General features: G+C 65.6%; 15 protein-coding genes. 8 read left to right on the top strand and 7 right to left on the bottom strand.

Annotated features, from left to right (window positions below; all coding sequences use genetic code 11):
• Window positions 1-144: 144 nt before the first annotated feature.
• A complete protein-coding gene (gene yiaY / locus CAG11_RS09125; RefSeq protein ID WP_085596077.1) occupies window positions 145-1,293 on the top strand; it encodes an L-threonine dehydrogenase in 1,149 nt (382 codons plus the stop codon).
• 43 nt (window positions 1,294-1,336) lie between these two features.
• Here the strand turns inward: yiaY and CAG11_RS09120 are convergent, their stop codons facing one another.
• Window positions 1,337-1,621, bottom strand: coding sequence for a type II toxin-antitoxin system RelE/ParE family toxin (locus CAG11_RS09120; protein ID WP_085596076.1), 285 nt, complete (start codon window positions 1,619-1,621; stop codon window positions 1,337-1,339).
• A complete protein-coding gene (locus tag CAG11_RS09115) occupies window positions 1,611-1,850 on the bottom strand; it encodes a CopG family ribbon-helix-helix protein (RefSeq protein ID WP_085596075.1) in 240 nt (79 codons plus the stop codon). Before CAG11_RS09115 ends, CAG11_RS09120 begins: the two co-directional genes overlap by 11 nt.
• 196 nt (window positions 1,851-2,046) lie before the next feature.
• On the opposite strand from CAG11_RS09115, the gene CAG11_RS09110 reads away from it, so the two are divergent.
• The 7 genes from CAG11_RS09110 (at window position 2,047) to CAG11_RS09080 (ending at window position 7,759) form a co-directional block, all read left to right on the top strand.
• The gene (locus tag CAG11_RS09110; RefSeq protein WP_085596074.1) at window positions 2,047-2,787 is read left to right on the top strand and encodes a hypothetical protein; all 741 of its coding nucleotides are present in this window, start codon (window positions 2,047-2,049) and stop codon (window positions 2,785-2,787) included.
• A gap of 10 nt (window positions 2,788-2,797) precedes the next feature.
• Window positions 2,798-3,523 carry a hypothetical protein gene (locus CAG11_RS09105; RefSeq protein ID WP_085596073.1) on the top strand — a complete coding sequence of 242 codons (726 nt, stop codon included), beginning with the start codon at window positions 2,798-2,800 and terminating at the stop codon, window positions 3,521-3,523.
• A gap of 3 nt (window positions 3,524-3,526) precedes the next feature.
• Window positions 3,527-3,943: a fosfomycin resistance glutathione transferase gene (gene fos, locus CAG11_RS09100; RefSeq protein ID WP_085596072.1), complete on the top strand. Its 417-nt coding sequence runs from the start codon at window positions 3,527-3,529 to the stop codon at window positions 3,941-3,943.
• A 127-nt stretch (window positions 3,944-4,070) separates the two neighbouring features.
• Entirely contained in the window at window positions 4,071-4,709 is a 639-nt protein-coding gene (locus CAG11_RS09095; RefSeq protein ID WP_085596071.1) for a LysE family translocator, read from the top strand.
• 110 nt (window positions 4,710-4,819) lie between these two features.
• A complete protein-coding gene (locus CAG11_RS09090) occupies window positions 4,820-6,169 on the top strand; it encodes a diguanylate cyclase domain-containing protein (protein WP_085596070.1) in 1,350 nt (449 codons plus the stop codon).
• Window positions 6,170-6,293: 124 nt separating this feature from the next.
• The gene (locus CAG11_RS09085; RefSeq protein WP_085596069.1) at window positions 6,294-6,818 is read left to right on the top strand and encodes a DUF4142 domain-containing protein; all 525 of its coding nucleotides are present in this window, start codon (window positions 6,294-6,296) and stop codon (window positions 6,816-6,818) included.
• Between the two features lie 170 nt (window positions 6,819-6,988).
• Window positions 6,989-7,759 (top strand): GNAT family N-acetyltransferase, encoded by a 771-nt coding sequence (locus CAG11_RS09080; RefSeq protein ID WP_085596068.1) that lies wholly within the window; start codon window positions 6,989-6,991, stop codon window positions 7,757-7,759.
• 42 nt (window positions 7,760-7,801) lie between these two features.
• Here the strand turns inward: CAG11_RS09080 and CAG11_RS09075 are convergent, their stop codons facing one another.
• From CAG11_RS09075 to CAG11_RS09055, 5 genes are all read right to left on the bottom strand, one after another.
• Window positions 7,802-8,578, bottom strand: a complete 777-nt coding sequence (locus tag CAG11_RS09075; RefSeq protein ID WP_085596067.1) for an AraC family transcriptional regulator — start codon at window positions 8,576-8,578, stop codon at window positions 7,802-7,804.
• Between the two features lie 99 nt (window positions 8,579-8,677).
• Window positions 8,678-9,946, bottom strand: coding sequence for an FAD/NAD(P)-binding oxidoreductase (locus tag CAG11_RS09070; protein WP_085596066.1), 1,269 nt, complete (start codon window positions 9,944-9,946; stop codon window positions 8,678-8,680).
• Complete coding sequence (locus tag CAG11_RS09065) at window positions 9,943-10,176, bottom strand: (2Fe-2S)-binding protein (RefSeq protein ID WP_022642833.1); 234 nt, start codon at window positions 10,174-10,176, stop codon at window positions 9,943-9,945. Before CAG11_RS09065 ends, CAG11_RS09070 begins: the two co-directional genes overlap by 4 nt.
• Window positions 10,173-11,294, bottom strand: a complete 1,122-nt coding sequence (locus tag CAG11_RS09060) for an FAD-binding oxidoreductase (protein ID WP_053135360.1) — start codon at window positions 11,292-11,294, stop codon at window positions 10,173-10,175. The genes CAG11_RS09065 and CAG11_RS09060 overlap by 4 nt, the downstream gene beginning before the upstream one ends.
• A complete protein-coding gene (locus tag CAG11_RS09055) occupies window positions 11,291-12,223 on the bottom strand; it encodes a 4-hydroxyproline epimerase (protein ID WP_053135357.1) in 933 nt (310 codons plus the stop codon). Before CAG11_RS09055 ends, CAG11_RS09060 begins: the two co-directional genes overlap by 4 nt.
• Window positions 12,224-12,294 lie beyond the last annotated feature (71 nt).

Below are 12,294 nucleotides of genomic sequence, written 5' to 3'. Positions count from 1 at the left end.
CTCGGGGCTGTAGGTGGTCGGGGCGCGACTTTATCACGACCGACCCTTGCGCCAGATCAAGAACGCCAGTGACCGATCGGTCGATTCTGTCCCATAGACATTGAATCAAGACCCTGAACGGGGCCCCCGCCTGGAGATTTCCTGATGAGTAGCACCTTCTTCATCCCAGCCGTCAACATCATGGGCATCGATTGCCTCGACGAGGCCATGAGCGCCATTCGCAACTATGGTTTTCGCAAGGCGCTGATCGTGACCGATGCCGGGCTGGCCAAGGCTGGCGTGGCCGGGATGATCGCCGAGAAGCTGGCCATGCAGGACATCGACTCGGCGATCTTCGATGGCGCCAAGCCCAACCCGAGCATCGCCAACGTCGAGCAGGGCCTGGCCCAGTTGCAGCAAGCCAAGTGCGACTTCGTGATCTCCCTGGGAGGCGGTTCGCCCCATGATTGCGCCAAGGGTATCGCCCTGTGCGCCACCAACGGTGGGCATATCAGCGACTACGAGGGCGTCGACCGTTCGAGCAAGCCCCAACTGCCGCTGGTCGCCATCAATACCACCGCCGGCACCGCCAGCGAAATGACCCGCTTCTGCATCATCACCGACGAGTCGCGCCACGTGAAAATGGCCATCGTCGATCGCAACGTCACGCCGTTGTTGTCGGTCAACGACCCGGCACTGATGGTGGCGATGCCCAAGGGCCTGACCGCGGCCACCGGCATGGATGCCCTGACCCACGCCGTGGAGGCCTATGTGTCCACGGCGGCCAACCCGATCACCGATGCCTGCGCGTTGAAGGCCATCAGCATGATCAGCCACAACCTGCGCCAGGCGGTGCATGACGGCGGCGACCTGGTAGCGCGGGAGAACATGGCCTATGCCCAGTTCCTGGCGGGCATGGCCTTCAACAACGCATCCCTGGGGTTCGTGCACGCCATGGCCCACCAGTTGGGTGGCTTCTACGACTTGCCCCATGGCGTGTGCAATGCCGTGCTGCTGCCCCACGTCCAAAGCTTTAACGCGACGGTCTGCGCCGAGCGCCTGACCGACGTGGCCCATGCCCTGGGCGCGGATATCCGTGGTTTCAGTCCGGAAGAGGGGGCCCAGGCGGCGATCACCGCCATTCGTACCCTGGCCCGTGACGTGGAGATCCCCGCTGGCCTGCGGGAGCTGGGCGCCAAGCTGCAGGACATTCCGACCTTGGCCGCCAACGCACTTAAGGATGCCTGTGGCCTGACCAACCCGCGTCCGGCGGAGCAGCGCCAGATCGAGGAGATTTTCCGCAACGCGTTCTAAAAGGGCAGCGCCGAGCGAATTGGGCCCCTGCCGTTGCAGGGGTCTACCAGCGCTGCGGAGGCTGGCGGCGAGTGTGGAGGATGCGCAGTATCTGCAACCGACTTCCGCGCACTCGATAGGGGATCAGATAAGGCCACCCAGGCACGACCCATTCTCGTGTGCCGGGTAGCCGACCTTCGCGCCCGCTGGCTGGAAAACGCGCCAAATGCCCGATGCCAGTGAGCAGGGTCTCCACGAACTCCCTGGCGGCTTCAGGATTGTCCTGGGCAATGTAACGCGCCTCGTCATCCAGGTTTTTCAGGGCTGTTCGCAGCCACTCAATGTGCATTGCCGGTCCATTTACCCGTGATGGCCGCTACTTCCTCCGTGCTGGCGAAATCCCCCGCATCGGCTTCCCCGAGCGCCTTTTGGATCTCCTCGATCTGCCAGGCTTCCCGGGCGAGGTATTCACGCAACGCATCCACCGCCAGGAACGACTTGCTACGCCCTGTCGCTTTCGCCAGCAGAGCAAGGGTTTCAGCCATTTCGTCGGGCAGACGCAGGGACATGATGGACATAGCGTTCTCGTGGTAGTGATGTGTAATACAACATACTACTCCGTCATGTCGTGGTTGCGAGGCCGCCGTTCGTCAGGCCTGGAATGGTGATCGGTCCATGCCAGGCTGGGTGATTTGCTTGGTCGATTGCATTGAAAGCTGCGGTTCCACGGAGGATAGTGCGGCCCTTGTCTGCCCTCATCACAAGGAGCCGTGAATGAACCGTCCATCGTCCCTGATCCAGATCCTGGGTGGCATCGGGTTGCTGTTGGGCAGCGCGGCGGTCGCTGCCCAGTGCCTGCCGCCGCCACGCAATGCCCAGGTGCCGGGGTTTTCCCTGTGCAAGGAGTGGCCGGCCTTCGCTGGCCAGAGCATCAGTCTGCTGGCCGAACTGACGCCGGATCCGGCGGTGGCCGATACCTCCGGCGACGGCTCCTACGATCTGCACCTGGCGGTGCTGGATCGCCAGGGCGGACAGGCGCTGGCCAGCTACCGGCAGCCGGCGGCCTTCGTCTCCGACGCCATCCACCTGGATAGCCTGAAGCTCGACACCGGGCGCTTCCAGCTGGCCCCGCAGGTGCGTGCCTTCGGCGTCAGGGCTGCATTCTCCGGCTCTTCGCGGGTCAATCCCTTCGATCAGGTGCTGCTCAGCCTCTACGTGCGCGAAGGGGCCCGGCTGCGTCCGGTGATGGAGAAGTTCGTGGCCTATTCCTACAGCGGCGAGTGGGATGGGCAATGCACCGGACAGCGGGTCGAGACTACCCGTACCCTGGATATCGCCAAGACCGGCAGCCACGGTTATGCCGACCTGATCGTGCGCTCGGTGAGCGTCACCACCCTCGGCGAAGGCCAGGGCGAGCAGTGCCAGTCCCGATCCGTCACCAGCAAGCCTGTGTTGACCACCCTGCATTACGATGGCCAGCGCTATGTGTTGCCCAATGAACTGAACGGGATTTGAAGGCGTGTCGATGAAGCGCTGTGGAGTTGGCCTGGGGCTGGCGTTATTGGGTTTGTTGGTGGTCACGGCGGCCCGGGCCGACTGTGATGACCGCGTCGATGTTCCTGGGCAGTTGCATGTTTGCAAGGCCTGGCCTGCGCAGCCTGGGATGAGCATCAGTGCCCGGGCGACCCCGATGCCCGGGCCTGAGGATGCCGACACCCGCAGCTACAGCCTGGATGTGGCCCTGGTGGATGGTGACTCCGGTTGGGCCGTGGCCAGCAACTACAAGGATTCGGCATTGTTCTGCGATGCCGTGGCCGTGCAGGACATGCAGATCGATACCGCGCGTTATCGCTTGAACCGGGCGGAGCAGGCCTTTGGCCTGCGGGTTCTTTACAGCCATGACTCCAGCGCCGCTCCTTATGAGAAGTCCGTGCTGACCCTCTACCGGCGCGAGGATAAGGAGCTCCTGCCCTTGCTGGAAGGGCTGGTGGTGGCTGAGAGCTCCGGAGAATTCGGCTGGGAAGGCCAGTGCTCGGGGCATTCCCGGACGATGCGCCGGACCTTGCAGATGGGCCCTGGCCAGCGTCATGGCTACGCCGACCTGATCGTGCGTACCCGCGAAATCAAGACCGAGCATTTCAAGGTCGGCGATGGCTGCGACAGCCGTGACCTGCCTGCTCGCAACAGTACCTTGACCTTGCACTACGACGGTGTGCGTTATCCGATTCCTGACGCCTTGAAAGGATCCTGATCCATGTTGACCGGCCTCAACCACCTGACCCTGGCGGTTACCGATGTGCCCCGCAGCCTGGCTTTCTATCATTCGCTGCTGCAACTGCGCCTGGAGGCCAGTTGGGATGGCGGCGCCTACCTGTCCCTGCCGGGCCTGTGGTTGTGCCTGTCGCTGGATGGGCAACGCCAGGCGCCTGCGGTGGCCGACTACACCCACTATGCGTTCAGCCTGGAGGCGGGTGATTTCGATTCATTCGTCTCGCGCCTGCGTGAAGCTGGGGTGCAGGAGTGGCGCGACAATCGCAGCGAGGGAGCTTCGTTCTATTTTCTCGATCCGGACGGGCATCGGCTCGAGGCCCATGTCGGCGACCTGGCGTCACGCTTGCAGGCCTGTCGCCAGAAGCCCTATGCCGGCATGCGTTTCTATCCGGCCGGCTAGAAGCGCAGCATCCTGTTCGACAGTTGAACAAGCCGCTGGTGGTCGGCCCTCGGGATCGTGCAGAATCCTGCACATTCATCCTCTGCCTGGCGCCCTTCGCGAGGTGTACTGACTTGGAGTCTTGTCGATGACCTCATCGCTGTTGCTGGCCGTTATCACCTCGGGTTTCATTTATGCGATCACCCCCGGACCCGGGGTGCTGGCGGTATTCGGCATTGGCGCGGCTCGTGGACGGCAAGCCGGGGCGGGGTTTCTCTGCGGGCATATGGTCGGTGATGTGGTCTGGTGCAGCACGGCCTTGGTGGCCATTGTCGGCGCCCGGGAAATCGGCAGCGAAGCCTTCAATATCCTGGGCTTTCTCAGTGGCCTGTATCTGTTCTGGCTCGGTCTGCGGGCCATTCGCAGCAAGGGCGGCAGCGCCGACAACCCCCAGGGTGCGGCGCGCAATCCCTTCTGGCACGGCATCCTTTTCGGCCTGACCAACCCCAAGGCCTATCCGGTGGCGGTCGCCACATTCACGGCTTTGCTTTCCAGCCGGGCCGAGATGCTCAGCTGGTCGATGTTGCCCGGCCTGATCGCCCTGAGTTTCCTTGGCGGACTTGCGGCATACGCTATTCTCATCGGCATCGTCGGCGCCCGTCAGGTGCGGGGCTGGTACCAGCGCCATGAGCTGGCGATCACCCGGGTGTGTGGCGTGATGTTCATCGGGTTCGCGGTCAACGCCCTGGTACATGCAGTGCCGGGGCTGGTCGGCAACAAGTCGTAAGCGGGGCCGTTCGCAGGTTGCGGCGGTGTGCAGCCGGTGCCAGGCACCGGCTGGCCGGGTTCAAGGGATGGGTACTCAAGTGCATTCTTCATGGGTAGTAGCTTTCTCTGATGGCAACCAAGAACTCCGCGCCTCTGGCCAGTTTCATCGACCTGCTCCTGGACGCCGTGTGTGCGGTGGATTCGGACGGTCGCTTCGTGTTTGTCAGCGCCGCTTGCGAACGGGTCTTCGGCTATACCGCCGATGAGCTGGTCGGCCGGCCGATGATCGAACTGGTGCATCCGGATGACCGTGAGCGCACCTTGCAAGCCGCCCGGGAAATCATGGGTGGCGCGCCCAAGCCCAATTTCGAGAATCGCTACCTGCGCAAGGATGGCAGGGTGGCGCACATCCTCTGGTCCGCGCGGTGGTCGGAAGTCGACCAGTTGCGCATCGCCGTGGCCCGGGACATCACCGAGCGCAAGCAAGCCGAGTCCCGGCAAGCGGCGCTCTACGCAATCTCCGAAGCCGCCCATGCTTGCGAGGACCTGCTGGCGCTGTTCAAGCACGTGCACCGGATCATCGGCGAGTGGCTGCCGGCCGTGAACTGTTCCCTGGCCCTGTATGACGAGCGTTCCGAAAACCTGGGTTTTCCCTATCACGTGGATGACTGTGAAGGTTGTGCGGAGCTGCCGGGGACCCTGATCGGGCGCTTTTGCGGCGAGGTCCTGCAACGCGGCCAGCCGTTGCTGTTGACGCCCGAAAACCCATCTACGCGGGAGCTATGGGAGCAGTTCGCCGCTCTGCAGGGGCCCCGTTGCTGGCTTGGGGTACCGCTCAATGCGCAGAAGGGCACCATCGGCGTGCTGGTGGTCAAGAGCGCGCCGGGCTCCCCGGGCTACGGCGAGCAGGACCAGGAATTGCTGCAGTACGTCAGCGCCCAGTTGGCTGCGGTCATCGAACGCAAGCAACTGCATGCTCGCCTGCACTACATGGCGGAGTACGACCAGCTGACCCACTTGCCCAACCGCGAGTTGCTGCGTGAGCGCCTGCGCCAGGCCCTGGCTCGCGCTCGGCGGGAGTCGGGGCGCATGGCGCTCTTGTATGTCGACCTGGACAGGTTCAAGGAGGTCAACGATACCTGCGGCCATGCGGTGGGCGACATGCTCTTGCAGGCGGTGGCCAACCGGCTCAAGGGCTGTGTGCGGGAGGTCGACACCGTGGCGCGGATCGGTGGCGACGAGTTCGTGATCCTCCTGGAGAACGTGCAACATGACGACGATGCCCAGCGGGTGGCAGACAAGATGCGCCGGGAGCTGGGCGAACCGCTGCGCCTGGATGGCCATTCATTGAGCATTCTGCCGAGCATCGGCATTGGCCTGTATCCCGAACACGGCCTGGAAGAGCAGCAATTGTTCAAGCATGCCGACGAGGCCATGTACGCGGCCAAGCGAGCCCACAAGAGCCGTTCCAACGTCTGAGCGCGGGACCGGGGGGGCTGCGCGCACCGTTCGTCGTTCCGGCTAAACCTTCGCCGGCTTGGGTTTTCCGATGCAGACGGGAGTCGCCACTCCCGATGATTCACTGCAACAGGAGAGCCGTACCATGAAGACCATCGCCACTGGCATGCGCAGCGCCGGCCTGGCGCTGTTTCTGGGCCTGTGGGCCAGCTCAGCCCTGGCCCAGTCTCCCGCCGCCTTCATCGACGACGCCTCGGCCAAGGGCATGGCCGATATCGAGGCCAGCCGCCAGGCGCACCAGCAAACCTCTTCCAGGGCCGTCAAGGAATACACCATCCAGGTCATCAATGACCGCACCACGGCCAACCAGCACCTGGCCAAGATTGCCAAGCGACTGGACTTGCCGGTGGCTCCGCGTGAGCAGGTGATGAGCAAGGCCAAGGCCCTGGTCCCGGTCGTCGCCGAGGGCGAGGACTTCGACCGTGCCTATGCCGCGAACCAGATCCGCAGTACCGAGGAAGCGATCCGCCAGATCCGCCAGCAGGCCCAGGACAGCCAACTGCCGGAACTCAAGGCCTTTGCCGAGGAAACCCTGCCCAAGCTGGAGAACCACTTACAGTTGGCCAAGGCCCTGCAGGCCGGTCGCCTTCCCGACTATCAGGAAGGATGAGGGCAGCGCGCCCGTCCGGCATAGGGTGGGCGCTGCGTCCTGTTGTGGTTACACGTCGGAACATTCCTTCGCAGAATAAAACAGGATTGTGCTGGAGCCTCGTGGGCTGCGGGCTTAACGTGGCCGGGATGTGGCGCCGCCCGGCGTCACGAGGTTCAAGGAGACAGCGCATGACGCATGCAGGGGCTTCGGTCATCGACCTGTACCACCAGGCGGAAGACTATTTCTTCGTATCCATTTCCCAGTTCTATCGGCGTTTCGGTCCGGACCTGGGTGCCTATTGCACCGGCGTCGAGGCCAGCAGCCTGAACCTGCTGATCATGCGCGGCCTGGGCGTCGATAGTGCCGCGCAGTTGGCCGAAGGCGTGGCCTTCTTGCAGCGTACCGACATGCCGTTCTGCGTGGTGGTGCCCGAAGAGCATGTGTCCCGCGTCAGCGAGCAATTGCGCGAGCAGCGCCTGCAGCCGGCGGACCGCACCACCTGCATGGTCCTGGACCTGGCTGCCTATGCAGCGCCACCGGCCATGCAAGGGCTGGCGGATGTGCGCGGCACCGATGACTGCCTGGAGGATTGGGGCGTGCCGGTGCAAAGCGCATTCGCCTCCAGTGGTGGCGGGATCGAGCAGTACCTGGCCCGGCATCGGGCGGCGGCAGAGGCTGGCCGGAACCTGCGCCACTTCGTGCTGTACGTCGACCAGCGCCCGGTGAGTGCCCTGACCTTGTCGATGGGACCGGGCGTGGCGCGGCTGGACGATATCGGCACCCTGCAAGAGTGCCAGGGGCGGGGCTATGCCACCGCGCTGATCCACTCGGTACTGCCTATCGCCAAGCGGGAAGGGGCCGGGATCTGCGTATTGGAAGCGTCCCTCGACGGCCTGTCGATCTATCGCAAGGTGGGGTTCCAGCGCCTGTTCGACTACCGCACCTTCTGCGAGGAATGAAGCCCTGCCAGCCGCCGGCGGGCAGGGCCTGGAGAGTGGCCGTCAGCGTCCGGCATTGAGGCGGAACTGGCGCGGGCTCAGGCCGGTCAGCGCCTTGAACTGCCGGCTGAAGGCGCTGTGGTCGGTATAGCCGCATTGCAGCGCCACTTCGGTGATGGGTTCTTCGGTGACCAGCAGGCGCGAGGCGTGCTCCAGGCGGGCCTTGTGAATCATCTGGCGTGGCGTGAGGTGGAAGATGCGTTTGCAGTAGCGCTCCAGCTGGGCGATGGACAAGTTGGCGATGCGGGTCAGGTCTTCGAGGCGGATGGCTTCGCTGTAGTGTTCGCGGATATGCCGGTCCACCGCCGCCAGGCGTTCATAGGCCGGGTGGGTGTCGCGGGCGGCCTGCAGGTCCAGGGAGATGCCGGCCATGCCGATGATCTGCCCATCACGCCCGTGCAGCGGCAGCTTATGGGTCAGGCACCAGCCGGGTTCGCGGCTGCCGTACAGGTGCAGTTCCAGCTGGCCCTTGATGGTGATGCCCTGGCGCAGAACCCGTTGGTCCTGTTCGGTGTAGACCGGCCCGAGCATCTCGGGGAAGACCTCGGCGGAGGTCTTGCCCAACAGTGGCCGGATGTTCTTGAAGCCACAACGCTGGGCCAGGGTCAGGTTGGCGCTCAGGTAGCGCGCGTGCAGGTCCTTGATGAAGAACACCACGTTGGGCACGCAGTCGAGCAGGGGCGTGATCAGTTCCATGCTGGCCAGCAGGCCGTCGATATCCCGGGGGCGCTGGGCGGCAATGGCCTGGGGCAGTTGGTTGAGCTGTGCGCTATCGATCATCGTCGTTCTCTCTCCGGGGCTCGGTGGAGCCTTGATCGAGCCAGGGAGCATGCCAGTGTGGGCCTGGCCCAGCCGGGAAGGTGGCCCGGCCGGCGGTCCTCAGGTACCGGAATGCTGTTGTTCAGCGTCCTGCATCAGGGTGGCGATCCGTGCCGGCACCAAGGGTGCCCGTGGTGGTGTGGCGCTCCAGCCAAACAGCTGCTGGGCGGCGTTGGCGCAGACCCGGCCTTGGCAGGCTCCCATGCCGCAGCGGCTTTGCAGCTTGGCGGTGGTCCAGTCAGGGGCCGCGGCCACCGCGGCGTAGGGGACATCCTCGCAGCGGCACAGCAGGGTATCAGGCCGGGCCAGCTCCAGGACCTGCGGGCGCAAGGCGAAGTGTTTCCGCAGTTGACCGGCAAAGCGCTGCCAGCGCTGCCTCTGGCGTGCCAGGCTGGCGACCCGATCGGTCTGTCCGGTGGCCATGCAGCCGGCGATCTCGCCTTCGACCAGGGCCAGTTCGCTGCCACCGATGCCGGTGCATTCGCCGGCAGCGTAGACGTGGGGCAGGCTGCTGCGCTGTTCGGCATCGACGGCGATCGCGCCTTGTTCCAGGCGACAGCCCAGGTGGCTGGCCAGGCGAGTGTTGGGTACCAGGCCGAAACCGCAGGCCAGGTAGTCGCAGGCGATCTCCTCGACGCGTCGGCCCACGCGGATGCGCACGGCTTCCAGGTGTTGGTCTCCGAGCGCTTCCACCACGTGGGCGTTGCCTCGATAGGCCGGGGTCGCCAGGCGCAAGGCCTGGGCCAGCTTGTTGGGCCAGCGCCACAGTTGGCTGCTGAAGCCCAGGAGGGCGCCTGTCGAAGCCTGTTCCAGCACCCGGGTCACTCGGGCCCCGGCCTGGCGAGCGGTGGCGGCACTGGCCAGCAGCAACGGTCCGCTGCCGGCGATCACTACTGAGCGCCCGGCCAGTTGCAGGCCATTCTTCAGGAGCGCCTGCAGGCCTCCGGCACCGGTGACGCCGGGCAGGGTCCAGCCGGGAAACGGCAGCAGCAGTTCCTGGGCCCCGCAGCACAGGATCAACTGTTCGTACTCCACCTGCCAGGCTTGCCGGGCATCTTCCAGCAGTAGGCGGCGCGGGCTCAGGGCACAGACGATGCGGGTGGCGCCCAGGTAGCGCACCGTCGGATGTTGCAAGGCCTCGAGGCGCTCGGCCTGGGCGGCGCTCGGTGGATGGTCCGGGCCGTTGCGCCAGATCTGGCCGCCGGGGCGCGGGTTGTCGTCCACCACCAGGATCGAACGGGCGTTGCGGCTTGCGGCCCTGGCCGCCGCGAGGCCTGCCGGGCCGCTGCCGACGATCAGTACTTGGCATTGCAGGCGTGGAGCGGTCATTGGCTGCGCTCCACCTGCATGCCGTCGCGGCACAAGGTTTGACAGGCCAGTTGGCGGTGGCCATCGATGGTCATCCGGCATTCATGGCAGATACCCATGCCGCAGAAGGGGGCCCGAGGCCGGCCAGTGCAGGACGTACGGGTGCGCAGGTCGCCGCTGGCGGCCAGCGCGGCGGCGACGCTGATGCCTGGGCGCACCTGCAATGGCTGCTGGTCCAGGTAGATGATCATGGGGTCTCTCCAGTCAGGGCGGCGAAACGCCCGGGCAGATAGGGGCGTGGATCGATCGCCGGGCGTTCGCCAAGCAGCAGGTCCGCCAACAGTCGGGCACTGCCAGGGGCGGTGGTCACTCCCAGGCCTTCATGCCCGACCGCCAGCCACAAGCCGGGTTGGCGTGGGTGTTCGCCGAGGATCGGCAGGCCATCGGGAGTGGCGGCACGAAAGCCGGTCCAGGCGCGGATGCCGTTGAGCTGCGCCAGGTCCGGCAGGTAGTCCACGGCACGACGCAGCATCGTCGCCAATACCTGCGGGTCGGCCTCTGGATCGAGGATGTCGAACTGGCGGGACGAGCCGATCAGCAACTGGCCGGTGGGACGCGGCTGGACGTTGAACGCCACCGAGGCGCCGTCGCTGGCATGGGCGCTGGCGGCATATCCCAGTTCCACCAGCTGATGGCCGACCTGGCGTGGATAGCGGTCGGTGATCAGCAGGTGGCCCTTCTTCGCTCGCAAGGGCAGTGCCGGTAGCAGGCTGCGGGCGCCCAGGCCGTTGGCCAGCAACACCCTGGGAGCACGCAGCAGGCGGCCGTCGTCGAGCTCCAGTTGGTCCCCGGCAAGACTCCGTACATGGGCACGCAGGTGCTTGATTCGCGGATGGCTGTCCAGCAACCACTGGGCGGTGGCGGGAGCGTAGAGGATGCCGTCGCCGGGGACTTTCAGCGCACCGCCCAGCCCCTTGCGCAGCATGGGTTCCAGCGCCGCCAGTTGCTGGCCGTCGAGCATCTGCGTGGCTACCCCATGCTCGGCCAGGATGCCTTGCTTGGCCCGTGCCAGGTCCATCTCGCCGGCATCGGCGGCCAGCCACAGGGTGCCGCAGCCACGATAGGCACAGGCCTCGGGCAGGCGTTCGCGCAAGCGCCGCCAGAGCTCCAGGGAGTAGTGACTCAGGGCCAGTTCCGCCGGGTTGTCATCCATGACCACCAGGTGGCCCATGCCCGCACCGGTGGCGCCGCCTGCGGCATCGTCCAGCACCAGGACCTGCAGGTCACGCCGGGCCAGTTCGTGGGCGCAGGCGGCGCCGATGATCCCGGCGCCAACCACTATCACATCGGCGGTGGGCGCCTGGCTCACGAACCGATGCCCCAGGCGAACGGATCGCTGTCGTCCAGCAGCAGGGTGGCTTCGGCGCTGATGTGGGCGCTGCCCCGCAGGATCGGGATGATCTGTTCGCCGGCGGTTTCGTAGTAGGCGCTGAACTGGCTGCCGATGACGCTGGCCTGGCGCCAGATCTGGCCCGGGGCGAGCTTGCCGTCCGCCGCCAGGCACGCCAGCTTGGCGCTGGTGCCGGTGCCGCAGGGCGAACGATCGTAGGCCTTGCCGGGGCACAGCACGAAGTTGCGACTGTCGGCCTGGGGATCGTCGGCGAACAGTTCGATATGGTCGATCACCCCGCCCTGGGCCCCGGTGATGCCGTTGGCCTCAAGGGCCTGGCGCACGTTCCAGGTGTATTGGGTCAGGGCCTCGACGTTGTCCAGGGCGATGCGCTGGCCATGCTCGCTGATCAGGAAGAACCAGTTGCCGCCCCAGGCGATATCGCCGTGCACCAGGCCCACGCCGGGGACTTGCACGGCCACCTGGTGGCGGTAGCGGTAGGCGGGCACGTTGCGCACGCTCACCGAGAGGTCGTCGTGCAAGGTGGCCTCCACCGTGCCCACCGGAGTCTCGATACGGTGCACGCCGCAGTCGATCCGTCCCAGGTGGTAGAGCGAGCGCACCAGGCCGATGGTGCCGTGGCCGCACATGCCCAGGTAGCCGCTGTTGTTGAAGAAGATCACACCGGCACAGGCGTCGGGCGCCTGCGGCTCGCAGAGCAGGGCCCCGACCAGCACATCGCTACCCCGGGGCTCGAGGACGCAGGCGCGGCGCCATGGGTCGTGCTGGTCGCGCAGGATCTGCAGGCGTTCGGCCATGGAACCTTGGCCAAGCCCTGGGAAACCATCGATGACCAGGCGAGTGGGCTCGCCGCCGGTGTGGGAGTCGATCACGGAAATTCTGTTCATGGCAGCACCTGATGAAAAAGAGCTACAGAGTGGGCCAGGGGAGGGCTGCGCCGCTTGTGGGTTTTCGCTGC

It is taken from the genome of Pseudomonas sp. B6(2017) (assembly GCF_002112765.1).
In the GTDB taxonomy this organism is placed as follows: Bacteria; Pseudomonadota; Gammaproteobacteria; order Pseudomonadales; family Pseudomonadaceae; genus Aquipseudomonas; species Aquipseudomonas piscis.
Note: the sequence above shows the minus strand (reverse complement) of the source record. Positions and strands in the feature narration are given on the sequence as shown.